A 22,879-nucleotide genomic window follows, 5' to 3' on the forward strand; every position below is an offset into this window, starting at 1 on the left:
TGTAAATCTAGTTATGCGTTCATAGGATAGCCGGTGCGCCCTCCGCCCTTCAGCCGCCCAGAATGACCGCCCCAGACTCGCTGTTCGTCCAGTTCCAGACGGCCCTCGCCGGAGAGTACTCGCTCGAACGAGAGCTCGGCCGTGGTGGAATGGGCGTCGTGTACCTGGCCCGCGAGGTTCGCCTTGCGCGCGAGGTCGCGATCAAGGTTCTGCGACCGGAGCTCGCTACGCTGCCGGAGCGACGCGACCAATTCGTTCGCGAAGCCCAGATCGCGGCGCGCCTGTCTCATCCGAATGTCGTGCCCATCCACCGCGTCGACGAGGCTGGCGGCTTCGTCTACTTCGTGATGACGTACATCGCGGGCGAGACTCTGGCGCAGCGGATCGCCGAGCGTGGGCCGTTGCCGCCCCATCAAGCAGCGCGCGTGCTTCGCGAAACGGCGTGGGCGCTCACATACGCGCACTCGAACGGCCTCGTCCATCGCGACATCAAGGCCGACAACATTCTCATCGAGCGTTCGACCGGCCGTGCAGTCGTCACCGACTTCGGCATCGCTGGTACGGCGCACACCGACGCGCGCTCCTCCGACGGTACGATCACCGGTAGTCCGCACTACGCGAGCCCGGAACAGATCGCCGGACAGCCCGTCGACGCCGCGAGCGATCTCTACTCGCTCGGCGTCGTCGGCTACTTCGCGCTCACAGGCCGGCTGCCATTCGATGCGCCCACGGTTCGCGAAGTCGTCGGCATGCACCTTACCGCCCGGGCGCCGTCGATCGCGTCGATCGCTCCAACCGTTCCCCCTCGGCTCGCGCAGATCGTCGAGCGCTGTCTCGCGAAACGATCTGAAGACCGCATTGCCGATGCGCGTACCTTCGCCGAATCACTGGATCAAGCGATCGATCCGCCGCGAGAGTTGCCTGCGCCGATTCGCGTCTGGCTCGCGCGCACACAATGGCGGAATGCGGCGCCGCCGGTGTTGGCAGCGTACACCGCGCTGCTGACGGGACTCCCGTTCCTCTGGGCCGGCCGATGGGGCATCATCGCCGCACCCATCGTTGGACTCTGCATCGGCGCACTCGCGGGCTCGATCCCCGCCCTTCTGCGCACGCATCGTCTGCTCGCCGAGGGATATGGGATCGACGACATACGTGCTGGGTTGCGCGAGTATTGGCAGGCGCGCCGCGAAGAGTCGGCTTACGAATGGAATCAGCGACGCAGTCTCTCGAGCCGAACGACTCTATCGCTGTTTGCCGGTGGCCTGGCCAGCTGGATTGGCATCGGCGTGCTGACGTCCTTCACCAAGCAGGTCTGGCTCGCGCCGCTGGTGGGGCTTGCCGCGATTTTCACGATTGGGACAGGCGCGCTTTCGTTTGGCAGCAGGATTCGTCGCAAAATCAGCCCGAAACTCGGCGGCGGTCAGATCAAATTCTACGACAGCAAATGGGGCGAGCGGTTCGTGAAGCTCGCCGGCGTCGGCATTGATAAGCGTGTTCCAGTCGAGACACTTCCTCAGCTCACGGAAGTCGCGCTCGGACGCGCCACCGACGCGCTGTACGATGCGCTTCCCAAACATCTCAAGAAGCAACTGAAGCATCTTCCGAGGACTGTGCATCGCCTCGAGCACGACGCGCGCGACCTGCGCGCTGAAATCGATAAGCTCGATGCCTCGTTGATGTCACTCGACGGCGACGCGAATGCAATGCCCTCGGCACTCACAACGACCGAACACGAAGCATCCGTTCGACGCGAACGCGATCGCCTACATGCCGACGTTCGTGCGACGCGCGACCAGGCGGCGGCGCGATTGGCGTCGACCGTTGCGGCACTCGAGAACATTCGGCTCGACCTTCTACGGCTACAGCTCGGCGACGGCAACGTGGAGTCGGTCACGGCATCGCTCGACGCGGCGCGTGAAGTTGCGTCCGACCTCGGCGCCTTCGTCGACGCCACCGAAGAGGTAGAGCGCACGCTACGACCGCCGTTGCGCCTCACGCCGCGCACGTCGCTGCCATGAGCGACATCGGCCTTCCAACACCAGACACGCAACGCCCAGTGTTGCTGCGCCCGCCAGCAATCTCCAAGGGCGACACGATTGGCGTCGTGTCACCGTCGTACGCGCCGAAAATGGGGTGGCTATCGCGCGGAGTACGTGCGCTCGAGCGCGCCGGCTTCCTCGTGAAGCTCGACCCCGAAATCGATCGCCTGCCTCGCTTCACTCGCGCCGAAGACCTGCGACGTGCAGAAAGTCTCATGCGCATGTGGGTCGACCCCGAGGTCAAAGCGATCGTCGCCAGCACCGGCGGGTACGGCGCCGTTCGTCTGCTGCCGCACCTCGACCCAGCAATCTTCCACGACAATCCGAAGGCACTCGTTGGCTATTCCGACATTACCGCGCTGCACCTGTGGCTGATGCGCCGCGCGCACCTTCGGAGCTTTCACGGCCCTACAGTCGACGATTTGATTCCGAGCCTGCGCGATCCGACCACGTCGGCACTCGTCACCGCGCTCACGACGCCGTGTCCGCTCAAGCCAATCGGACGCGAACTGTCGCGCGCTGTCAAACCGGGACGCGCCACGGGGCGTTTGGTCGGTGGCAATCTGTCGCTCGTACAGCAGACGATCGGAACGTCGTATCAGGTCGATATGGACAAATCGATTCTCTTCATCGAAGAGACTCGCGACCCAATGTCCGTCGTTGATGAACGGCTCGTACATCTCCGCGCCGCCGGACTGCTCGAGCAAGTGTCTGGAATCATCTTCGGTCAGCTCTCGCTCGACCGTTCGGAGGAAGACGAGTTTGAGGATTTTCTACTCGACCTCATTTCCGACCTCGACGTCCCGGTGCTCATGGATTTTCCCGCCGGGCACGAGAATCCGAATCTCACCATTCCCTTCGGAACCGAAGTGGAGCTCGTCGTCGAAGATCAGCGCGGCTGGATCGTGTATCGCGAGGACGCGCTGACCGCGCCTGCTCAGCCAGCGTCGTAAAGCTCGGGCGTGATAAAGCGCGCCGCTGCGTAGCTCACGAGCACTTCATACGCGCGCTGCCGATCCACGAGGCCAGCCGTGAGAATTCCCACGGCACCCAAGCCATGCTTCGTGTTCTGCTCTCCGATGAGTTTGTCCATCGCGTGGCCGAGCTCGAGCCCGTCGCGAATCATTGCCGCGACGCGATCGGGAAGTGGCATCGCGAGAGACCCGCCGACGCCAACACGCCCCGCTTCATCGACGATCACCGCCCACGCACACGTGCGCATCGAACCGTCGGGTTGTTCGACGACGCCGCCTTCGATACCGACACCGAGCTGCGAGTGCGCGGCAATGCGCGCTGCAGTCGCACGCGCCAGCGCGCCGCGAATCGTCTCGTCGTCTCCGAACGGTTGATCGGCAACCGTTGATGCAACGGCAATTCCAGTGATCGTTGCGCGAGGCGCCAGCGGGCCGAGCACTGCACGCGCCGCAGCAATCTTGACCGGGTTCGTTGAGCCGACGGCAATCGTCGCGATTGCATCGAGTGACGACACTGCTGCGTCAGTGGACATGAAGAACATTAAGTATCTTTTCGTTCACAATTCACTGGTAAAGCGCGGCAAATGTACAGGACACAATCTACCGTCGTTAGGGCCGGGCTCGGATAAATCCGTCAAGTACTTGGGCTCGCACTCGCTCGCTTGCTGTGCGTCGTGCGGCAGGATATGCTTGCTGACCTTCGCAGCCGACGATGCTCACACTGACTCCCGTTTCAGACACCGCCGCGGTCACCGCATTCGCGCCTCCGCGTGCAACGATTGAACGTTCGCCCTTCGTGTTTGTTGGTGAACGGCTGTGGCTCGATTTCGTGAACTGTGAGCAGGGACTTCGTCGGTTCGATGCACTCCGAGATTTCGAGACGCTCGTACGCTGGCTTGAAGCAGCGTCCATTCTCGATGCGGAGCGCGCCGGTGGTATTCGTCGTCGCGCGCAACAGCAGCCTGCTGGCGCCGCCGCCGCACTCGTCGACGCGCGCCGCGTACGCGGTGCACTGCGCAGCCTGGCGGAGCGTGGACCGATGAGTGAGCGCGTGCGCGCCGAAGGACTCACGGAGATCAATCGCGTGTTGGGACGCAGCGCGGGCACACGACGCGTTGACCTCCGAAGCGACGGCACCTTCATTCGCGCCTTCGTTCCCGTCGGTGACGCATTTGCCGGTCTCGTGATCCCCGTCGTCGAGTCAGCAGCCGATGCACTCATCCTCGGCGAACTCTCGCGCGTACGACGCTGCGCCGATCAGCGCTGCCAGCGCGTCTTCTTCGACAACACGAAGAATGGCCGTCGCCGTTGGTGCGACATGGCCACGTGCGGCAATCGTGCGAAAGCCGCGCGCCATCGGGAGAAGTTGAAGTCGCATTGATGTTCGCGTCGACCTCGCGGTGAACTCGCAGTGAGTCCGTCCATCGAAGTCGTCCGCACCTACCTCGAGCTGCGATCGCCATCGCAGCTCTGTGCGGCACATGCAGCGGATTCGAGCGTCGAGTTTCGTCGACTCGACGACATTTCGGTCGAACGCTACCGGCAGCTATACCAGGCGGTCGGCGCGCGTTGGCAGTGGGTCGACCGCAACGCGTGGAGCGACGATAGACTTGCTGCGCACCTGGCTCGCACGGAGATCATCGTTTGGGAATGTTTGGTCGCCGGAGAAAGCGCCGGTTTCTTCGAGCTCGAACGTCGCGACGATGGTTCGACTGAGATCGCCTACTTCGGTCTCGTCGAAGCGTTCATCGGACAAGGGCTCGGCAAGATCATGCTGACGCGCGCCGCAGAAGAAGCCTGGATGCTCGGCGCAACGCGCGTGTGGCTGCACACGTGCACGCTCGATTCACCGCACGCAATGCCGAACTACAAGGCGCGCGGCTTCGAAGAAGTGAAGAGCGAGACGTACGTCGTCGATCTGCCGTCGGCGGACTGACTCAGCGACGACGACGGCCTCGCCCCTTCGAACCTGGCGGGCCCTTCGACGATCCGGGCGGCTTGAATCGACGCCCGCGCTTTCGTTCTCGACGATCGTCGTGCGCGCGTTCGAGGTCGGCAATCTCTTTGTCGGTGAACGGCCGCTCGAGTTCATCCTGCAACGCGGTCAGCGTATCAGCCCGCGCCGCGCCGCGCGCACCACGTGTTACGATGAAGCGCAGTGGACGATCGAGCCTCGGCAGTTCATCCTCGGTGAGCGAGCGCGCGATTTTTTCCGGCAGTCGCAGGCGTGCCACACCTACTGGACCGCTCTCGGTCTCTTCGACGTCGTAGTGAATCTCGACATCTCGTCCGCGCACAGACACGTTCGACGGTAGCGATGCATACTGCTCGCGCACCTCGTGCGGCACGATCTCGTCTGCATTGATGTCGAGCGGCACGTGGCGAAAATCCGCCATCGAGTTCACCGACGAGAGCTGACGTTCGTAGAGCGACGCGAGCTCCGCTTGTCCGAGCTTCGGCGTCTTTCCACCCGAGCGACGATACGTCTCACGAATCGTATCGATCGCCTGCTGGTTCCGATGCGCTCCACCGTGTCGGGCCTCGCCGCGCGCGAGCGCTTCTGCCAGCACGCGCCGCGCACGCTCCGCCAACTCCGGCGGAAATTCGTCGATCGCTTCGATCTCGCGCTCGAGTTCGAAGCCGTGATAAGTCACACGTCGCTGAACCGAAAGCGGGGCGCGTTTGCTGTCGGCGTTGTACACCAACTCGCCTTCCTTCACGCCCGCATAGGGACGCAGCAGCGAGTAGGGCACCTGCGTGCCCTCGATCGACGCGCGCGGATTGCCAAACTTGTCGGCGAAATACCGCAGCGATCCGGTGATCGGTCCCCAACTTCCACACACGCTCGTCTTCGACACGCGCGCCTCGTCACCTGACGACGTGTGCTCGTCGATCACCAGCGTGAACGGCATGAACTGCGCGAGAAGCGCCTGGAACGCACGCAGCGTTTCGTCGCCCGCAATCGTCAAACGATTCGGCAGTTCCACGCCCACCGCGCGATAGATACTGGCCATGCCGAGCGCCGCATCCTCGATCGACTTCACCAGCGCACCGCGACGCTCGGCCCAACGCTCAATGCGAGCCTCGTCGAAAATGTGGCGCGGGAGACCGTACACGCTCCCCATACGGCCGGCAAAATTGTACGCGTCGGCGTACAGATTGTACGCCGTGAGGTGATCGCTTCCCGGAATGATCAATCCGCCGAGGTCGCGCTCTTCGCGTGTCATGCGGTGCAGCGATTCGACGGAGCTCATCACCGCGAGGTACGGCAGCAGCTCGTCGCCGGCATTGACGAGCAGTTCGGCCCACGCGCGCTCCACCGGCATTGCCTCTACCGCGCGGCCGTAGCGTGTGAGTCGTCCACGTTCGACGATGCCGCGCTCTTCGAGCAGCGCCATCGCCGCACGATACGACACGCGATCGAGCGGGACCGGAAGATCCAGCTCGTCCGCACGCACGCCCAACGCCGCGCACGTCATTGCCACGCGTTCGGAATCGCCAGCGAGCTGGAATTCTGGCTCTGTCGGCGTGAGCGCCGTGAACTCGATGTCGCGATCCGACAGAATGAAAACGCGACCGCCTTCGACGCGACCGTGTACGCGCCCGGCCATCTGCAGGATCTCGTTCGCGCCGAGGTGCTCCTGCGTCAGCACGTTGCGGCCGCGATTGATGACGTTGAAGAACTTCGTGTCGTCGATGATCACGGTGTCGAGGCCGCGCACGTTCAGCGCGCTCTGGCCGGCTGCCGTCATCGCGAGGAAATACGGTTTCTGCTCGCCGCCCTCGAGAAACGGCCGCAGAATACGAATCGGCTCGCCGCCGTGATAGAACGCCGTATTGATGCGCGGCGCCAGATGACGCACGTGCTCGGCCGCTTCTTCCACACCACGCCGCGTCGGCACGAACAGCGCGACACCGCGCCGCTGCTTGCCAAGCTGCTTTAGAAAACCATCATCGAGAAACTGGATCGGCCGTTTGCGGATCACCTTCACGTCGGCCGCTTTCTTCGGGTCGAAGTCGAAGACCTCGAGCACCTCGGATGAGCCGAGGTAGCGCGCATAGAACGCCGGGTTGACCGTGGCCGAGAGCCAGACGTATCGACAGCCGACACGTTTGCCCAACGCGAGACACAACTCGAGTTCGGCCGACGTTTGATGGATCTCGTCGACGATGATCGTGTCGGTCTTGAGGATGTCACCCTCTTCGAACCATCGGCGCGCGATGCCCGTGGTCACGACGATGACGTTCCAACTCGGCGTCTCAGGCGTCGCTTCTCGCTCGCGATTGACGACGCCGACCTTCAGCGTCTTCGTCCGCAGGATTTCCTCGGCGATCGGTCGGATGGCGAGCGTCTTTCCGGTGCCGGTTCCGGCAACAATCCCAAAGCCTCGCCCGGACGCAGCGAGCTCACGAACGCGCGCACCATACCGCCGCTCGAGAAACGTCTCTATATGAAGTCCGACGGCGAGCTCGATCGTTTCGCACGCCGCGCGCGTTGGCGCGATGACAATGACACGACCCGTCGGCGGCTCAGCGCCTACAAAGGAGTCGTGGTCGGGGAGATACGGATCGCGGACGTTTCGCAGCACTCAGCACGGTAAGGGACACAGGGTGAACGGTGAAGTGCGAAACGGAAAGCAAAAACGCCCGGGATGCTGAGCATCCCGAGCGCCATACCCTAAACGATCGACAACTATTGTTGTGGCGGCCGCTTGGGCAAAACCTGCGCGGGCGCAGGCTTCGTGTCCGTGAAGCCTTTGATGTTCGGTGGAAGCTTGGGCTTGTCGCCCCCCTTGGTCTTTGCCGAATCGGCGAAATCGTCGCCAAACAGGATTCGCGCGTTCGCCGGGAGATTCTTCACCGCGGTTGGGCAGTCGGTCGCCGCAGGCTGCTGCGCCGCCGGCACTCCGTTGAGCCACACGCGGCACATGCCCTTGGGCGGACGAGCGTCCGCAGGGATGGCAGACCGCTTCGCACTATCCTTCTGCGCGCCCGCCGAACCCTGCGCCTGAGCGCGGGGAGCGAGCACAGCAATCAACGCGACGGATACGACCGAACTCAACAGCTTCATTCACCCTCCACATCTACCACCCGGACATCGGGCGACGACACCGAACTTAGGCAGAGCCAGTGCCAGCGGTCGCGATTGGACCCACCGCTCGAACACTAACGATTTCAACCACTTACGGGAAACACTGTATACATATTTCCCGATTCGGTGTCCGTGGCGCAGGAATGAAGTGTCCCGCGAATGAGACGGTAGCGCGACTGGATGCCCGCTTAGTCGCCGAAGCTGATTCCCGTGGCGCGCGCAGTCAGAACCACATCGTGCAACGGATCCACGCGCTTTGGCTCACGCAGCGCTTCTTCGATCGGAATACACACGATATTGGGCGACTGCAGCGCAACCATGTGGCCCCACTTCCCCTCCTCGATCGCTCGCACCGCCGCGCCGCCAAAACGAGTCGCGAGCAAGCGGTCGTAGCCCGTCGGCATTCCGCCGCGCTGGAGATGCCCGAGCACCAACGATCGCGTCTCTTTTCCAGTCATGCGCTGAATCTCGCGGGCGATCGGCTCACACAATCCGCCGAGTCGTCGCGACTCTCCCGGGAGCGATTCGCCGATCAGCGATACGGTGCCGCCCTTGGGGAACGCGCCTTCGGCGACAACCACGATCGAGAAATGCCGTCCCGCGCGATCGCGCGCCCGGATCTTGTCGCACACTTTCTCGAGGTCGTACGGAATTTCGGGAATCAGAATGACGTCCGCCGTTCCCGCGAGACCGGCATGCAGCGCGATGAATCCCGCTTCACGACCCATGACTTCCAGCACGATCACACGATCGTGGCTCTCTGCCGTCGTGTGTAGCTTATCGATCGCCTCGAGCGCCGTGTTGACGGCCGTATCGAAGCCGAACGTGGTGATGGTTCCACTGACGTCGTTGTCGATCGTCTTCGGCACGCCCACGATCTTCATGCCGCGGTCGCAGAGCAGCTTCGCGATCGTCAACGAGCCGTCACCGCCGATCGAAATGATCGCGTCGATGCCGTAGCGGCTTGCGGCCGCGATCAACTCGTCGGACCGGTCCACTTCGACCATCGTGCCGTCGGGAAGACGCGTCGGATAGAAGAACGGATTGCCGCGATTCGTGGTGCGGAGAATCGTTCCGCCAAGGTGCGCGATTCCGCGCACTGAATCCTTCGTCAGCGGAACGACTTCGTCCTCGCCCATTAGCCCGGCGAAACCCCGCTTGATGCCGAGCACCTCCCAACCGCGGTTGATCGCTGACAGCACGGCGGCGCGAATGACCGCGTTGAGGCCAGGGGCGTCGCCCCCGCCAGTCGAGATTGCAATGCGCATGATCAGGGAAACATAGCAGACCCTGAAGTACCGCGACGACCGCGCACGTCAGCGCGAAATCGGAATGTTGTTCACCGCGGCAATGCGCGAAATGGTCGAGTCCTGCTTCATGAGAATGGTATGAAGCGAATCGATCTGCGTCTGCATCTGCGCCACGTCGTTCTTCAGACCGCTGATTTCGTTCGCGGCGTCATTGAGCGCTTGAGCAACGCCCGCTTCGGCGCGGGGATTGGTGCAGGCCGCAATCCCGGCGGTCGCGAGTATCAAGACGGAGAGACGCATGAGGCGCATGGGCACGGACTGATTTGAGGAACACAACGGGAAGGATCGAAGCAAAATGATCACGGCCGGCCGGCACGTCGAGGTTTCTTTGCGCCATGACGCGGCGCGGATTCACTCTCCTCGAGCTCACGATCGTGTTGACGATCGTCGGCGTTCTGCTCACCCTGGCCCTCCCGCAGTTGTCCATAGCGCGTGATCGGTCGGCGGTTCGCTCTGCGGTGAACGATCTCTCCGCAGCGCTGTCCACTGCTCGCCGATCGGCCATCCTTCGACGAACCCTGGTCGCGGTCGTCCTTGATTCCACGCATGGAGAGGTACACGTTCGGGCCGGAAGCCAGACCGTCTTCACGCGCGCGCTTCGCTCCGCCTATGGGATTGCGCTCGGCTCGAATCGGGATTCTGTCGTGTATGACCCACGTGGACTGGGCTACGGCCTATCGAACCTGACAGTGACGGTTCGCAGTGGACCTATAGTTGACACGTTAACCATGTCTAGGCTCGGTCGTGTCAGGTGGTGATCCCCTACATTTGAAGAAAAGCGCGTCCAGCCACCGCGTCGCTCATCGCGGAGCGGCGCGCAGTTGGCATGGAGCGGGCTTGAGTTGGCGTTTCGGGCGCAGCCGTGTGAGGCCGCTCACATTGCAATGTGACTCTCAGCGGACGGAGGCGGGTTATAGAAATGGACATGAGCGACGATGCCGCCGACGTTCAACGCGTGCTGGCAGGCGACGTTGACGCTTACGCCGCGCTGGTGGATCGGTATTACGACCGATGCGCGCGGTTTGCCGTTCGAATGCTGGGGAACCGCGACGATGCGGAAGATGCGCTGCAGGCGACCTTCCTGCGCGCGTACAAAGCACTGAATCGTTACCAGGAACGGGATCGATTCAGTGCGTGGCTGTACCGCATTTTGGTGAATCAGTGCCGGAGCATTGCAGCACGGCGCGCCCATCGCGAACGGATCTTCGTACGCGAAGAAGCCTTACTGCTCAACGCGCCGGATCGTACGCCGAATTGGACTGGCGAAGAGGAAGAATTCGTCCAGCGCGTGCTCAGTGAATTGGACCCGTTGTTGCGGGAAGCGTTTCTCCTCAAGTACATCGAAGAGTTGAGCTACGAAGAGATGTCTGCGTTGACAGGCGTTGGCGTCTCTGCTTTAAAGATGCGTGTCAAGCGAGCGTGTGACCGTCTTCGTGAGCGCTGGGAACGAATCAAGAATGACTGACTCCGAACTCCATCCATATATCGAACTGATCGCCCGCGAGGCGCGACGCCCGGTCATCACTGACTCGGCGGCCCGCGACCGTATCATGGCGGCCGTTCGTGCGGAATCGGCGCCGGGTCATCGTTTCGTGTTCTGGAAGCGAGCGGTCGAACCACGCGCGTTCAAACTCTCACCGGCCCTGGGTGGATTGCTCGCGGCCGGTCTCGTCGGCATCGGTGTCATTGCCGGCGTGTTTTCGACTAACCGGGACGGCCGAGCATTGGCCGGGCAACCTGTTGCTGCCTTCGGGCTCCCGGTTTCTGACACCGTCGTCAAGTTCGTCTTCCTCGCGCCTCAAGCCGCCAACGTCTCCCTCGTGGGCGACTTCAACGGATGGGACGCGACGAAAGTGCCTATGGTCCGCACGCCCAACAGTGGATTGTGGACCGTGACGCTGCCGCTGACGGCCGGTCGTCATCTTTACCAGTTCGTGGTTGACGGAACATGGATTCCCGATCCGAGCGCGCCGATTGCCGGCGACGATGGGTTCGGTCACGCCAATTCTGTCAGGCTCGTACAGAAAGGATCGACGCTGTGATCCGACTCCCGTCGCGCGCTCTCACTCACGTCCCACGCTCCCTGTCGGCCGGTGCGCTGCTGCTCCTCGCGGCGCTGCCCCTGGCCGCGCAGGACCCTGATCCCTGCTTCCGCATCGATCAGAACAGCAAGTTCGCCGTGGAGTCCCTCCTCGACTCGGCAAAGAACCTGGGTCTGCCCTGGATGCCGCTCCGCGCGCAGGTCTGCGAGGGGATCGTCAAAACCAAGGGCGACGGCAAGCGAATCCTGGTTGCGGTTCGCGATCATTTTGCCCGACTCAAGCTCGCGCAGACCACCTTGGGTCCGGTGGGCGACGACGAGCTCGAAGCCGCGGCCACGGTGCTCAAGCTCGCCAAGCCGGTTCAGCTCCAGGCCTTCCGGGAGCGGCAGAAAGGCCGAAGCGACCTCGAGGCCTTTACCGTCTGGACGGACCTGATCACCCGGGGCGTCCCAAGTGAAGATGCCTTCACGGCGATCAGTAAGCTGTGGCGGGACGGGGCGGACGATGCGACCTTCAGAAGCTTGTGGAACAACGTTCAGGCGGATATCTCTCAGGGGTTGAACCCGGGCGCTGCGTTGCAGAACCGGATTCGAGAGGCCCCCGGTCGAGCGCCACCTAAGCCGACGCAGCCCGAAGGGCAGAAGGAGAACCAAAGCTCGAGATGATATGAACGAGCGGAAGGTCGCCAACCTGATCGTCGCTGTAGCGCTGCTGGTTCCCGTTCCGCGGGAGCTTGCAGCGCAGATCGTCTCCAAGCTGGAGGCGGGGCAGTATACGGTCTCAGACGGCGTCCTTCCGATGAGTGCCCTCCGCGTGGCACCAACCGTTCAATTCGACTTTCCGCATGCGTCCTTCAAGGCGCGCGGATCTGCGTTCCTCTCCGAACAAGCGCTCCAACTCGCCGACGGAATCGTCTCCGGTACCTTCACGTCGCCCACCGTCTACGGCGTTCGTGCCGAGATGATCGGCAACGCGAGCCGCGCGATGGATGAGCGCTCGCTCGGCAACGATCAGGTCGACGTCCAGACGCGCGTCCACGTGCTCTTCCGCCAGCATGGTGGAATGTGGCTCGGCGGCGGCGTCGCCCGGCCGTGGCGCGTTGCCGTGGTCTCCTCTGCCGACGTTACCGACGTGGGCGCCTGGGCCAAAATCGGCGACGCAACGCGCGCGCTCGGTATCGCCACGCTCACGGCGACCTTCACAAACTTCTCATTTACCAAGGTCGCGTCGGTTCACGACACCGAAAGCGCGGCCTTGTCGTGCGCGACGGGAACGCTCGCCGCCAGCGCAAGTGTGACGATGCGGCCACTGTTCACCGAAACGGTTGGCAGCGGTGCGTGTGAACGACAGTCGCGCTTCGGTGATCTCGAAGGCGTGCTGCACTGGGATCTGGGCGCACTCGAACTGACCGCGCAAGCCGGCCATCGCTTTGGCGATTCGTACGACGTCACCGCGGACTCACGTCGCTGGTCGTCGGCCCGGGCAACGTTGTGGCTGAATGACCGAATTGCGTTCGTAGGCGGCGGCGGACGACAGCCGGCGCTTCCACTGCGCGGAATTCCGGCGCGTAGCTTCGGCATGGCTGGAATCGAGCTCGCGTACTGGCCGCTCTCCAAGAACTCGGTGCCGGTGTCGTTGCCTCACATGGCGCTGGTGAAGAGCTTCGAATACCGCACCGGCAATTCTGGAATGCAGCGCATCACGATACACGTGGGCGGCGTTGAAACCGTCGACGTGATGGGCGACTTCAGTGATTGGAGTCCGCTCACGCTCGTGCGCCGCGGCCGCGACACATGGGAATTGTCGATCCCGATGTCGCCCGGCACGCATCAGATCAACATCCGCGTCGACGGTGGCCAGTGGATGGCGCCGCCGAATATGCCGACGATGCACGACAGCTTCGGCAGCGAAGTGGGACTGATGGTCGTCTCGCCCGAGAAAGCCACCCACTGATCACTGCGTGGGTTCGGCAAGAAAAAGGGAGCGCCAAGGCGCTCCCTTTTGATTTCTCGGTGGTCGAATCGATTGTCGTCCAGCAGATCGAGTCGCTCGGTCTACGCGCGCGCCTGCGCGGCGATGGCCATCAGTACAGCGACCACGAGCGCCAGGACCCGAAACACATTGCGGGACACAGCGAACTCCTCTTCGTGGGGTGCACGAAAGTTACGGAGTTGCACACGTGCCCGCTGCATCAAAACGTGGAGGCGCGGCTCAGTCCGCCGCGACGGTTCCGAAGTCGTAGCCGGCGACCGAGATTCGCGGAATTGGCTGGCCGATCACACGCTCGATCGACTTGACCATCGAGATCTCGTCGGGCGACATGAAAGTGAACGCGTCGCCCTCCTTGGCTGCGCGACCCGTTCGGCCAATGCGGTGCACGTAGTCTTCGGCCTGCTGCGGCACGTCGTAGTTGATGACGTGCGTGATACCCGAGATATCGAGACCGCGCTGCGCGATGTCGGTGGCCACGAGCACGCGTACCTTGCCGCTCTTGAAGTCCTGGAGCGCTTTGGTGCGCTGCGGCTGCGTCTTGTCGGCGTGCATTGCCGTGGCTTCGATGTGCTCACGCTCGAGATGCCGCACGACGCGATCGGCGCCGTGCTTCGTGCGCGTGAAGACGAGCACTGAATCGAGCTTCTCTTCGCGAAGCAGTCGCGCGAGCAGATCGCTCTTTCGATCGCGCGGTACTGGGTAGACCGCGTGGGTCACAGTGTTCGCTGCTTGCGACCGGCGGCCTACCTGAACGACGATCGGCTTCCGGAGATACTTCCGGGCCAAGGCCTCGACTTCGGGCGGCATAGTGGCGCTAAACAGCAGAGTCTGCCTGTAGCTCGGGACTTCGCTCACGATGCGGTTGATCTGCGGAGCAAACCCCATGTCGAGCATACGATCGGCTTCGTCGAGCACCAGGAACTCGAGGTCGTCGAAGACGACGTTCTGGCGTTCGAGATGGTCGATCAAACGTCCCGGCGTGGCTACGACGATGTCGACTCCGGCGCGCAGTTTTTTCTGCTGTGGCTCGAGCGGAACGCCGCCGTACACCGACACGACATTGAGCTCCGAATGTCGTGCGTACTTGTGAACGCTCTCTTCGACCTGGACGCAGAGTTCGCGCGTTGGCGTGAGAACGAGCGCGCGAGTGCGCTGCGGTCCGCCCAGGAGTCGATCGATGATTGGGAGAGTGAACGCGGCGGTCTTGCCGGTTCCCGTTTGCGCGAGACCCATCACATCGCGCCCCTTGAGCACCAGCGGAATCGCGTCCGCTTGAATCGGGGTGGGCGTTTTGTAGCCCGCGTCGGTGACTGCTTTCAGCACTTCAGGTGAGAGTCCGATGTCGGCGAACGTTCGCTGTTCGGACTCGGTGCCCTGCTCTACTTCTGTCGTCTCGGTTTCCATGATACCCATCGCTGCGCACCGGGGCCGCTCACCCAGGACCATCCTGGGACCGGTGTCTCTCTCTCGTGCTGGCGAGCAGAGGGCACGCCGAGCCAAGTTCGCGAAGCATCGGCTTCGCTACCACGAGGGGCGTTGCGGCCCACGCATTCACTGCGCGTCGACCCCCGTGTCCGCGACCGTTCTGGCGGTTCGCCTCATAGCGACCCCTGCCGCGGAAACTGAATACTTTAATCTAACTCATTGAGATACATAACGCTACAGCAGTTCACAGGTCTCTGGTCACAGGTCTCCGGGTCTACCCCACACCCCGCACGCCTCACGCCTCACGCTCCATCGACGAACTCGACAATCGCCCCATACACATCGGCCGGATGCTCTTCGTGAACGCAGTGGCCGCCAGTCATACTCAGCACCTTCGCGCCAGGAAGTCGCTCCGCCGCGGCGAGCGCATGACGAACGACTCGGTCCTGCATTCCGATGATCACCAGTGTTGGAACACGCAACGCTGACGGCAGCGCCGGCGCCCAGCTGAATTCGCCAATCGCCGCACGGATCGCGTGCATGAAGCCCGGCCGCTGCGTCGGCGCCCAATTCTCATCCACGTCCCGCTCGGTGACGAGTGACCCGTCGCCAAACGCGAGATTTCGAAGGATGAACCGCGTGAGCCAACGCGGCAGCGCGCGTCGACCGAGCCGCTCCATGAGCATTTGTGGAAGCAGGCGCATGAGCGACACCCAGCCGATGGATACGAGACCCACCGGGTTGATGAGCACGAGATGCTCAATGCGCTCCGGATTCCGCAGCGCAAAGTGGAGCGCCACTCCCCCACCCATCGACTGCCCGATGATCGTCGGCCGCTCGAGCCCGAGCGAGGCGTACAACGCGCTGAGATCATCGAGGTATGCGTCGAGCGCATACGATCCCACGGCGAGCGGAATGTCCGACAGCCCGTATCCGCGAAGGTCCACGGCGATCGCGCGAAAGCCCTGCGCCGGCAGCAGCGCGAGCGCATGACGAAACATGTATAGCGACGCACCCCAGCCGTGGAGCATCAACACTGGCGGTCCATCGGGCGGACCGCTTTCGGCGACACGCACACGCACGCCGGTCGGGAGGCTGATCATGCGCGTCGTGACCCCCGCAACGCCGGCGGGATAGATCTCAGCTGCGCTGAGCATGAACGTCGAGAGGCTCCGGTGTGCGAACTACCGGACCTCGATCGTTCTCCCCGAGAGTCGAGCGATCAGGCCAAGACGGAACGTCACGTCGGTCCAGCGTTCGTCGCCACTCATCTGATCCTCGAGCGGGTACATGGGCCAGAGGAACGGATTGTCGCTCTTGGGCGTAAGCATTCCCTTGTGCGGATGCCAGACACCCTGCGAATTGCGGTCGTCGAGGAACCGCTCGTACAGCTTCATCCAATTCTCGTTTCGGCGAAGGAAGCCGAGCCGCGCCATGAGCTCGAGCCAGGTCACGGCAAAGACGACGTCGCCGTCAGCGACGCTTCGATTGGCCAGTGGATCGCCGAGTACGAGGTGGGGCTGAGACACGACACCCCTACCGCACAGCTGCATCGCCTCCTGGCGCGGCAGCTGCTGCGTCAGGTGGTGATAGAGCTGGGCCATGGCCTCATGGTGCTCATTCCGGAAGAGCGGCATGTAGGCGAGCATGAGCAAACCATAAACCGACGGCGGCGCTGCTTCGCCCGGCAAGACGTGCTGGTTGCCGACACGAACGAACGGCTTCTGCGCCAGTGGCGACCGCAGGTACGACGACACGCGCTCGAGGATGCGTCGGGCGGCGCCGCGAAGACGAGGATCTCCTTCGTAACCTGCCTGCGCGAGCGCAGCGGCCGCCGCCTCGCGAAGGATGGCTCGACCACGACGAGCCATGTCCTCGTCAGGCGGCGTCTTGCCCCCACCGAACTCGAACAAGTAGTCCGGATCGTCATCCTCGGCGAGCAGCCGAAACAGCGCGCGTCGCGCCAGCGTGAGCGGCGGCGTGTCGCGGTTCCATCCGTACTCGAGGAGACGACGGAACGCGTTGATGGTTCCCACGCCTTCGAAGTGTTCTACGCGGCCAGACGGGACCGTGAGCATTCCTCCGCGCCAGGCTCCGTCAGGTTGCTGCGTCATCGCCAACGTCAACGCCGGGCGATGCGTAAATGGCAGAGATGCGACTTGCTCCGGCACCGGGCTCGAGAGTTTGGCGACCTCGGTGATTGCGCGGAATTTTATGGGCGCCGACGCATGATCCATCAGCCAGGTCAGCGGAAACACGACGGACGGTGACGGCGGAGCCGCAACCTGGGTCAGTGGCGTTGCAGACGCGCTTGGACTGGTCGGAAGCTGGGGCGGCAGGGTCACTGAGCGCTCTTTAGCAGACCTAGTAAACCGGGCGAGCTCGTCGTGGAGCGTAGGCGTCCTGGTGAAGGGCGGTAAGGATAGCAGTTTTGAGTCGTTGCGCTAGAGGGCGGCAACTAAGTTGTTGCCGCCACGAAGCTTGTCGTTTCGCGGGTCTTGGCGCGCCCGAAGCTGATGTCGCAGTCCTGTCGCGATGGGGCGCAGGCTCGCGTCTGATGTGCGAACGACCGATCAACTCCCCAACCTTTTTGAGGGTACCAGAATGAAGAAGATGCTTCGAATGGCTGCGCTTGCGGCTGCGATGTTCATGGCTGTCACGACGGTTGCGAAGGCTCAGGGCGGCGGTGGCGGCGGTGGTCGTGGCCGTGGTCCGAACATCCAGGCAGTGTTGAAGGATTCGCTCAAGGTCTCCGACGCCGTCATGGCGAAGGCCGACTCGATCATCAAGGCTGCGCAGGCTGAATCCGCGCCGTTGATGGAAGCCGCCCGCGGCGGCGATGCCGAAGCCCGCACCAAGATGGGCGCCGTGACGGCCAAGCGTAACGAAGCGATCAAGGCGCTCCTCACGGATGCGCAGAAGGCGGAGTTCGACAAGCTGATGCCGGCCGGCGGCCGGCGCGGCGGTCTCTAAACTCAGTCGAAAGATCGCAGCAACAGCACCAACGCTGCATCAACGAAGGCCGTCACCAACGTGACGGCCTTCGTTGCATCTACACCGCGCGCACTGGCGTTGTTCGAACGGTCCAGTCATCTTCCGGCCCGCATGACACTCCGGGTCCCGAATGCGCGGTGAGTTTCTCGATCTCTCCGGCGCGCGAATCTACTACTACGCCGCCGGAACCCGGGGCGCCGGTGAGCCCGTCGTTTTTCTTCACGGGTTTCCCACGTCGAGCCACCTGTGGAGCGACGTCATTCCGCTCATGCCCCCAGGGCACCGATTGGTCGTCGTCGACTTGCTCGGCTACGGACGCAGCGATCGCCCACTGAATCGACACGTCGACGTTCGGGCCCACGCGGAACGCGTCGTGGAACTGCTCGACCAGCTGCGCATCGCGCACGCGTGCATCGTTGGGCACGGCATCGGTGGTGGCATTGCTCAATCGCTCGCCATTCGGCACCCCGCTCGTGTGTCACGCCTCGGCCTCATCGACAGCGTTGCGTTCGATCGCTGGCCAACGCTCGAAGCGCGCGTCGCGCGCGCCACGCTGCCGCTCACGCGCTTTCTTCCGCCGCCGCTTCTCGTTGGTATCCTGCGGCGTGACCTGGCGCGTGGCTACGGCGACCCCGAGCGGGCGGCGCATTCCCTGGATTTGTACCTGCGTCCGTTCGTTAGTGCCGAGGGCCGCGACGCGCTCGTCGCTCACATCCGCGCGCTCACGACCGACGAAACTCGTGAGCTCGGTGGGCAGCTCGGACAGATCGCGGCGCCGACGTCGATCGTGTGGGGCCAGGGCGATCGCGTGATTCCGCTCTGGGTCGCCAAACGACTGCAGCAGGCCATTCCTGCCGCCACGCTCGAAGTCATTCCCGGCGCGCGCCACTTCACGCCAGAAGAAGCGCCGCGACAAGTGGCAGATGCGATCGGAAGGTTGTTGGATCGGCGCTAGCGCCTGATCACAGCTTCTTCAGGTCGTCCGACGCCTCCACGAGCAGCCCGATTTCGCGCGAGAGTGCGCGAGCTTCCTGCGTCGCGCTCGTCACGTCTTCGATGGCCGAGCCGACGCCAGACGAGCGGAGCTTGAGCAGATCGAATTTCAAGTTCTGTAACATCAGCCCAGCGCTCTCGAGCTGATTGGCCAGCGACTGCCGCCGTGCGAGAAGCTCGTGAAGTGATGCGCGCTGCCGTTGAAGCAGCGACATACGACGTTCCTGCTCGGGTGTCTCCGGCTCCGTGCCCAGCGATGCGATTCGGGCGTCGAGGCTGCCGAGCGAGGCGCCGGATACGTCGGCGTCGAGCCGGTGCAGTGTCGTCGCCACGGAACCAACCCGCTGCGCGAGTGCGTCGACCGTAGGGCGAATGTCGGGAATCATCTCACGCTCCACGGGACGCAGGGAGTCGACGATTCCGAGCATCAGCGAACGATCAGTTGCGGCGCGGCGCACGGCGTCGCCGTGCGCACCGGCCAATACGTCGGCCGCCGCAAGTTCAGACGCGAGTTGTTCGGCCGTTCGCGGGAGCGGAACCGCCGGACCCGGCACGCCAGCGAGCAACGGATCGCCATGCTCCTTGCGGATCTTGGCGCGAATTCCCTTCCGGAACGCTTCGAACGGGCCGACGCCATCAGACCAGATCGATCCGCCCTTCCGCAGCACGTTCAGGAACATGAAACCACTCGGAATGAGGAACCACGGCCCGGCGCCGTGCGTCGCTACGTTCAGGCCGAAAAAGAAGGTCGACCACACGATCCAGCCGACCACACTCCGACGAAACGCGATGACACGTTCCTCGAGCGGGCGATCGTCGAAGCCGCGGAATGGAATGACGCGATTGTTCACCACCATTCCTACGCTGTGACCGTGCATGGCCAACCGCCGCTGCGCGCGATACCACTCCTTGAGCTGACGACGGCTCAAGCCCGGTGGCGGCGCTGGAAACGGCGCCATCACGGGAATCGGCGGAATCTGCGGAGCAACCGCAGTCACGGGAGCCGTAGCGGGCGCCGGCAGCGGCGGCGGTGAGCTGAGCCGTCGCCCACGCGGCGGAGCGGTCAGCGCACCGTCGAGCGCGTCACGGAATTCGGCGGCATCGGCCCATCTATCTTCCGGGCGCTTCGCCAACGCGCGGTCGATGGCGACGGCGAGATACGACGGCACTTCCGGCCGCCGTTCGCGAATCGGTCTTGGACGCTCCGATACGTGCTTGACGAGCATTGCGGGCGTGTTGCCTGCCTTGAACGGCGTATCACCCGCCAGCATGTGATAGCCAACGACTCCGAGCGAATAGAGATCGCTGCGTCCGTCGATTTCGCGCTCGCCCAAGGCTTGCTCGGGCGACATATATGCCGGCGTGCCGACCGCGACGCCCGTGACCGTAAGCCGAGTCTCGCCGGCCGCCGCACGCGCAATGCCGAAGTCGGTCACCATCGGCCGGCCGCTCGCTCGATCGATGAGCACGTTGTCCGGCTTGATGTCGCGATGGACGACGCCGCGCGCATGAGCATACGCTAATGCGTCGGCGACGTCGCGCAGCACGCGCACCGTACGATCCACTGGCCACGCACCTTCGCGCGACAGTCGCACGCCAAGGCTCTCGCCGTCGATGTACGCCATGACGAAGTAGACGAGACTACCACCATCCTTGTCGTCGACCGCGTAGATCGGAACGATGTTCGGATGGTTGAGCTGTGCCGCCGTTTGCGCCTCTCGAATGAAGCGCGTGCGCACATCCGGATTGAACGCGAGATCGGGGGGAAGGACTTTGATCGCGACGGTGCGGTTCAACCGGACGTCGGTGGCGCGATACACAACGGCCATTCCGCCGCGCCCGACCTCACCATCGATGAGGTATTGGTTGCCGACCGCGACGGTGACGCGGTCGCGCAGATAGTCGTTCACCTACCGCGCGGCCTGACGACTCGCCGGCCGTGTCCCGGTGTTGCGCATCTCGTCGGACACGTACAGGGCGGTGTCGACGCTGTCGGCGAGGTTCAGCGCGTCCATCGCGAGCGACGTGATGTGCTGCGGCGTCTGCGAGCCCGCGCGCAAGCGGAGAAGATCGAGCTTGATGTTTTGCAGCGCGACGACGCATGTCTCGAGCTTTGCCGCCACGGCATCGCGCCGCACCGACACGTCGGCGACGGCTCGGCGCTGACGCTTGAGTTGCGCGAGACGGCGAACACGCTCGTCGCTTCCGCTCTCGTCGAGGGGATTGGCTGCGCTCTCGAGCCGCGAAATCTCCGACTCCAACGCATCCGAACCGCTCCCGGCAACGCCGCGCTCGAGATCGGACAGCGCCATCGCAAGCTGTCGCACCTTTTCAGCGAGCGCATTGGCCGAGCGGCCAACGTCGGGAATGCGAGAACGCTCACCGGCGGGCATCTGCTCGAGCAGACGCAAAACTTCGTTGCGATCTGCTTCGGCCTTTCGAATGCGATCGCCGTAATTCCCTGCTTCGCGAACGACGTCGTCGCCGGACATTCCTCCGGTGAGACGCGGCATGTCCGTGGGCCCGCTCGTACGACCGATGCGTGCGCGGCGCTGCTCGCGCATCGCCTGACGCTCGTTGCGGTTGAACATCGCACGCAAGTACATCAACGCGTCATCGGCAACGTCGATCAGGTCACGATCACGCGGCTGGCGAAACACGTCGCGCCAATCGTAGCCCTCGGACCAGAGCTTCGCGTACTTGAACGCGAGGTAAATGGACCAGAGAACTGTGATGCCAAAAAAGTCGTTCTGCCCGACCACGGACGCGACGACGATCACACCGTTCACGAAGAGATACGGTGCAAGCTTCTTTCGGAACTTCACGACGTCGGTCGCTTCCCAGCGACGCCATTCCTCGGCCGTTGGGCCTACGGACGCGTAGTCGTCGGTGCGAACGCCCGGGTAGGGCGTGTTCGTTCGCCGCGAGGGGAGGTTCTGATCGACTGGCGTTTGCGTGGACGTTCGTAGCGTCGGCACTGCGCCCGTGTCGAGCGCCGTCACGAACGACGCGGCCGACGGAAAGCGATTCGCCGGATCCTTCTCGAGCAGCATCATGATCGCGCGCGAGAGATCCTGCGGCACGTCGGACCGACGCTGCTCGAGCGGCGTGGGTCGCTCGGAGATGTGCTTGACGAGAATTGCCGGCGTGCTGTTCGCGATGAACGGCGGCTCGCCGGTGAGCATCTGATAGCCGACGATGCCGAGCGAGTACAGATCGCTGCGTCCGTCGATCGTGCGCTCGCCAGCGGCCTGTTCGGGCGACATGTACGTCGGCGTGCCGATGGCGATGCCTGTCGCCGTGAGCCGCGAATCGCTGTCGGTGATCGCGCGCGCGATACCGAAGTCGGTCACCATCGGTCGGCCGCTTTGCGCGTCGATGAGGATGTTGTCCGGCTTGATGTCGCGGTGGATGACGCCGCGCTCGTGCGCGTACGCGAGTGCGTCGGCAACGTCGCGCAGCGTGCGGCGCGTCTCGTCGACCGACAGCGCGCCGTGGTCGTGCACCCGTTTGGCCAGGTTGTCGCCCGTGATGTACGCCATCACGAAGAACACGATGCCTTCAGCCTCGTCGACGGCATAGATGTCGACGATGTTCGGGTGGTTGAGCTGAGCGGCCGTCTCGGCTTCGCGGAGGAAGCGCGTTTTGATCTCGCTGCGGAACGCCAATTCGGGCGGCAGCACTTTGATGGCGACCGTGCGTTTCAGGCGCCGATCTTTGGCCCTGTACACGACACCCATGCCCCCACGGCCGATCTCAGTGTCCAGCTCGTAATGCGGGCTGAGCACGCGCTCTACGTGCGTGCGCAGCTCGGAATCCGAATTAGGAACGGCAGGATCCGACAATCGAGTGGCTCGCGTGTCTAGGGCAAGTAGGCGGGATGATTCATTTTAGCATGTGTCTATACTTCCGGAAAGGACGCACGCCGGAGCGGCAGTGCGTCACGACAGCGGGTCAGCTCGATATCGGCGATTGCTGCCAGCATGACGTGTTTGGGTGTGTGCGCTTTGTGCAACCT

21 protein-coding genes are annotated in these 22,879 nt (G+C 63.5%); 11 read left to right on the forward strand and 10 right to left on the reverse strand.

Going from position 1 to position 22,879, the window contains the following annotated elements:
* Nucleotides 1-62: 62 nt before the first annotated feature.
* Nucleotides 63-2,018 carry a serine/threonine-protein kinase gene (locus AC6H4Z_RS21600; protein ID WP_497544041.1) on the forward strand — a complete coding sequence of 652 codons (1,956 nt, stop codon included), beginning with the start codon at nucleotides 63-65 and terminating at the stop codon, nucleotides 2,016-2,018.
* Nucleotides 2,015-2,992 carry a S66 peptidase family protein gene (locus AC6H4Z_RS21605; RefSeq protein WP_497544042.1) on the forward strand — a complete coding sequence of 326 codons (978 nt, stop codon included), beginning with the start codon at nucleotides 2,015-2,017 and terminating at the stop codon, nucleotides 2,990-2,992. Before AC6H4Z_RS21600 ends, AC6H4Z_RS21605 begins: the two co-directional genes overlap by 4 nt.
* Here AC6H4Z_RS21605 and AC6H4Z_RS21610 read toward each other — a convergent pair.
* The gene (locus AC6H4Z_RS21610; protein ID WP_497544043.1) at nucleotides 2,977-3,546 is read right to left on the reverse strand and encodes a DUF84 family protein; all 570 of its coding nucleotides are present in this window, start codon (nucleotides 3,544-3,546) and stop codon (nucleotides 2,977-2,979) included. The genes AC6H4Z_RS21605 and AC6H4Z_RS21610 overlap by 16 nt on opposite strands.
* A gap of 179 nt (nucleotides 3,547-3,725) precedes the next feature.
* Here AC6H4Z_RS21610 and AC6H4Z_RS21615 point away from each other — a divergent pair, with 179 nt between their 5' ends.
* Entirely contained in the window at nucleotides 3,726-4,394 is a 669-nt protein-coding gene (locus AC6H4Z_RS21615; RefSeq protein ID WP_497544044.1) for a CGNR zinc finger domain-containing protein, read from the forward strand.
* Nucleotides 4,395-4,424: 30 nt separating this feature from the next.
* A complete protein-coding gene (locus AC6H4Z_RS21620; protein ID WP_497544045.1) occupies nucleotides 4,425-4,949 on the forward strand; it encodes a GNAT family N-acetyltransferase in 525 nt (174 codons plus the stop codon).
* Nucleotide 4,950: 1 nt separating this feature from the next.
* Here AC6H4Z_RS21620 and AC6H4Z_RS21625 read toward each other — a convergent pair whose 3' ends face one another.
* The 4 genes from AC6H4Z_RS21625 to AC6H4Z_RS21640 form a co-directional block, all read right to left on the reverse strand.
* A complete protein-coding gene (locus AC6H4Z_RS21625; RefSeq protein WP_497544046.1) occupies nucleotides 4,951-7,602 on the reverse strand; it encodes a DEAD/DEAH box helicase in 2,652 nt (883 codons plus the stop codon).
* 104 nt (nucleotides 7,603-7,706) lie between these two features.
* Complete coding sequence (locus AC6H4Z_RS21630; RefSeq protein WP_497544047.1) at nucleotides 7,707-8,084, reverse strand: hypothetical protein; 378 nt, start codon at nucleotides 8,082-8,084, stop codon at nucleotides 7,707-7,709.
* A 209-nt stretch (nucleotides 8,085-8,293) separates the two neighbouring features.
* Nucleotides 8,294-9,373 carry a 6-phosphofructokinase gene (locus AC6H4Z_RS21635; RefSeq protein ID WP_497544048.1) on the reverse strand — a complete coding sequence of 360 codons (1,080 nt, stop codon included), beginning with the start codon at nucleotides 9,371-9,373 and terminating at the stop codon, nucleotides 8,294-8,296.
* 48 nt (nucleotides 9,374-9,421) lie between these two features.
* Nucleotides 9,422-9,655, reverse strand: coding sequence for a hypothetical protein (locus AC6H4Z_RS21640; RefSeq protein WP_497544049.1), 234 nt, complete (start codon nucleotides 9,653-9,655; stop codon nucleotides 9,422-9,424).
* Nucleotides 9,656-9,750: 95 nt separating this feature from the next.
* Between AC6H4Z_RS21640 and AC6H4Z_RS21645 the strand changes: the two genes are divergently transcribed.
* The 5 genes from AC6H4Z_RS21645 (at nucleotide 9,751) to AC6H4Z_RS21665 (ending at nucleotide 13,410) form a co-directional block, all read left to right on the forward strand.
* A complete protein-coding gene (locus tag AC6H4Z_RS21645; RefSeq protein ID WP_497544050.1) occupies nucleotides 9,751-10,173 on the forward strand; it encodes a pilus assembly FimT family protein in 423 nt (140 codons plus the stop codon).
* A 167-nt stretch (nucleotides 10,174-10,340) separates the two neighbouring features.
* Nucleotides 10,341-10,880: an RNA polymerase sigma factor gene (locus AC6H4Z_RS21650; RefSeq protein ID WP_497544051.1), complete on the forward strand. Its 540-nt coding sequence runs from the start codon at nucleotides 10,341-10,343 to the stop codon at nucleotides 10,878-10,880.
* Complete coding sequence (locus AC6H4Z_RS21655; protein ID WP_497544052.1) at nucleotides 10,873-11,457, forward strand: isoamylase early set domain-containing protein; 585 nt, start codon at nucleotides 10,873-10,875, stop codon at nucleotides 11,455-11,457. Before AC6H4Z_RS21650 ends, AC6H4Z_RS21655 begins: the two co-directional genes overlap by 8 nt.
* Nucleotides 11,454-12,122 (forward strand): hypothetical protein, encoded by a 669-nt coding sequence (locus tag AC6H4Z_RS21660; protein WP_497544053.1) that lies wholly within the window; start codon nucleotides 11,454-11,456, stop codon nucleotides 12,120-12,122. Before AC6H4Z_RS21655 ends, AC6H4Z_RS21660 begins: the two co-directional genes overlap by 4 nt.
* A gap of 1 nt (nucleotide 12,123) precedes the next feature.
* The gene (locus AC6H4Z_RS21665) at nucleotides 12,124-13,410 is read left to right on the forward strand and encodes a glycogen-binding domain-containing protein (protein ID WP_497544054.1); all 1,287 of its coding nucleotides are present in this window, start codon (nucleotides 12,124-12,126) and stop codon (nucleotides 13,408-13,410) included.
* Between the two features lie 258 nt (nucleotides 13,411-13,668).
* On the opposite strand, the gene AC6H4Z_RS21670 is transcribed toward AC6H4Z_RS21665, so the two are convergent.
* The 3 genes from AC6H4Z_RS21670 to AC6H4Z_RS21680 all read right to left on the reverse strand — a co-directional run bounded on the left by AC6H4Z_RS21670 (nucleotide 13,669) and on the right by AC6H4Z_RS21680 (nucleotide 17,219).
* The gene (locus AC6H4Z_RS21670) at nucleotides 13,669-14,853 is read right to left on the reverse strand and encodes a DEAD/DEAH box helicase (protein WP_497544055.1); all 1,185 of its coding nucleotides are present in this window, start codon (nucleotides 14,851-14,853) and stop codon (nucleotides 13,669-13,671) included.
* 323 nt (nucleotides 14,854-15,176) lie between these two features.
* Nucleotides 15,177-16,031 carry an alpha/beta fold hydrolase gene (locus AC6H4Z_RS21675; protein WP_497544056.1) on the reverse strand — a complete coding sequence of 285 codons (855 nt, stop codon included), beginning with the start codon at nucleotides 16,029-16,031 and terminating at the stop codon, nucleotides 15,177-15,179.
* Nucleotides 16,032-16,058: 27 nt separating this feature from the next.
* Nucleotides 16,059-17,219, reverse strand: coding sequence for a hypothetical protein (locus AC6H4Z_RS21680; RefSeq protein ID WP_497544057.1), 1,161 nt, complete (start codon nucleotides 17,217-17,219; stop codon nucleotides 16,059-16,061).
* A gap of 259 nt (nucleotides 17,220-17,478) precedes the next feature.
* Between AC6H4Z_RS21680 and AC6H4Z_RS21685 the strand changes: the two genes are divergently transcribed.
* Together AC6H4Z_RS21685 and AC6H4Z_RS21690 are read left to right on the forward strand one after the other, a co-directional pair.
* Nucleotides 17,479-17,847: a hypothetical protein gene (locus AC6H4Z_RS21685; protein ID WP_497544058.1), complete on the forward strand. Its 369-nt coding sequence runs from the start codon at nucleotides 17,479-17,481 to the stop codon at nucleotides 17,845-17,847.
* A gap of 151 nt (nucleotides 17,848-17,998) precedes the next feature.
* The gene (locus AC6H4Z_RS21690) at nucleotides 17,999-18,823 is read left to right on the forward strand and encodes an alpha/beta fold hydrolase (RefSeq protein ID WP_497544059.1); all 825 of its coding nucleotides are present in this window, start codon (nucleotides 17,999-18,001) and stop codon (nucleotides 18,821-18,823) included.
* 7 nt (nucleotides 18,824-18,830) lie between these two features.
* On the opposite strand, the gene AC6H4Z_RS21695 is transcribed toward AC6H4Z_RS21690, so the two are convergent.
* Entirely contained in the window at nucleotides 18,831-20,771 is a 1,941-nt protein-coding gene (locus AC6H4Z_RS21695; RefSeq protein WP_497544060.1) for a serine/threonine-protein kinase, read from the reverse strand.
* Nucleotides 20,772-22,649: a protein kinase domain-containing protein gene (locus AC6H4Z_RS21700; RefSeq protein ID WP_497544061.1), complete on the reverse strand. Its 1,878-nt coding sequence runs from the start codon at nucleotides 22,647-22,649 to the stop codon at nucleotides 20,772-20,774.
* Nucleotides 22,650-22,879 lie beyond the last annotated feature (230 nt).

It is taken from the genome of Leucogemmata humicola (genome assembly GCF_055379415.1).

What these genes read in the sequence shown, in the direction of transcription:
- AC6H4Z_RS21600 (WP_497544041.1), top strand. Translation starts at nt 63, where the DNA reads ATGACCGCCCCAGACTCGCTGTTCGTCCAGTTCCAGACGGCCCTCGCC.
- AC6H4Z_RS21605 (WP_497544042.1), top strand. Translation starts at nt 2,015, where the DNA reads ATGAGCGACATCGGCCTTCCAACACCAGACACGCAACGCCCAGTGTTG.
- AC6H4Z_RS21610 (WP_497544043.1), bottom strand. Translation starts at nt 3,546, where the DNA reads ATGTCCACTGACGCAGCAGTGTCGTCACTCGATGCAATCGCGACGATT.
- AC6H4Z_RS21615 (WP_497544044.1), top strand. Translation starts at nt 3,726, where the DNA reads ATGCTCACACTGACTCCCGTTTCAGACACCGCCGCGGTCACCGCATTC.
- AC6H4Z_RS21630 (WP_497544047.1), bottom strand. Translation starts at nt 8,084, where the DNA reads ATGAAGCTGTTGAGTTCGGTCGTATCCGTCGCGTTGATTGCTGTGCTC.
- AC6H4Z_RS21635 (WP_497544048.1), bottom strand. Translation starts at nt 9,373, where the DNA reads ATGCGCATTGCAATCTCGACTGGCGGGGGCGACGCCCCTGGCCTCAAC.
- AC6H4Z_RS21640 (WP_497544049.1), bottom strand. Translation starts at nt 9,655, where the DNA reads ATGCGTCTCTCCGTCTTGATACTCGCGACCGCCGGGATTGCGGCCTGC.
- AC6H4Z_RS21645 (WP_497544050.1), top strand. Translation starts at nt 9,751, where the DNA reads ATGACGCGGCGCGGATTCACTCTCCTCGAGCTCACGATCGTGTTGACG.
- AC6H4Z_RS21650 (WP_497544051.1), top strand. Translation starts at nt 10,341, where the DNA reads ATGAGCGACGATGCCGCCGACGTTCAACGCGTGCTGGCAGGCGACGTT.
- AC6H4Z_RS21655 (WP_497544052.1), top strand. Translation starts at nt 10,873, where the DNA reads ATGACTGACTCCGAACTCCATCCATATATCGAACTGATCGCCCGCGAG.
- AC6H4Z_RS21665 (WP_497544054.1), top strand. Translation starts at nt 12,124, where the DNA reads ATGAACGAGCGGAAGGTCGCCAACCTGATCGTCGCTGTAGCGCTGCTG.
- AC6H4Z_RS21670 (WP_497544055.1), bottom strand. Translation starts at nt 14,853, where the DNA reads ATGGAAACCGAGACGACAGAAGTAGAGCAGGGCACCGAGTCCGAACAG.
- AC6H4Z_RS21675 (WP_497544056.1), bottom strand. Translation starts at nt 16,031, where the DNA reads ATGCTCAGCGCAGCTGAGATCTATCCCGCCGGCGTTGCGGGGGTCACG.
- AC6H4Z_RS21685 (WP_497544058.1), top strand. Translation starts at nt 17,479, where the DNA reads ATGAAGAAGATGCTTCGAATGGCTGCGCTTGCGGCTGCGATGTTCATG.
- AC6H4Z_RS21690 (WP_497544059.1), top strand. Translation starts at nt 17,999, where the DNA reads ATGCGCGGTGAGTTTCTCGATCTCTCCGGCGCGCGAATCTACTACTAC.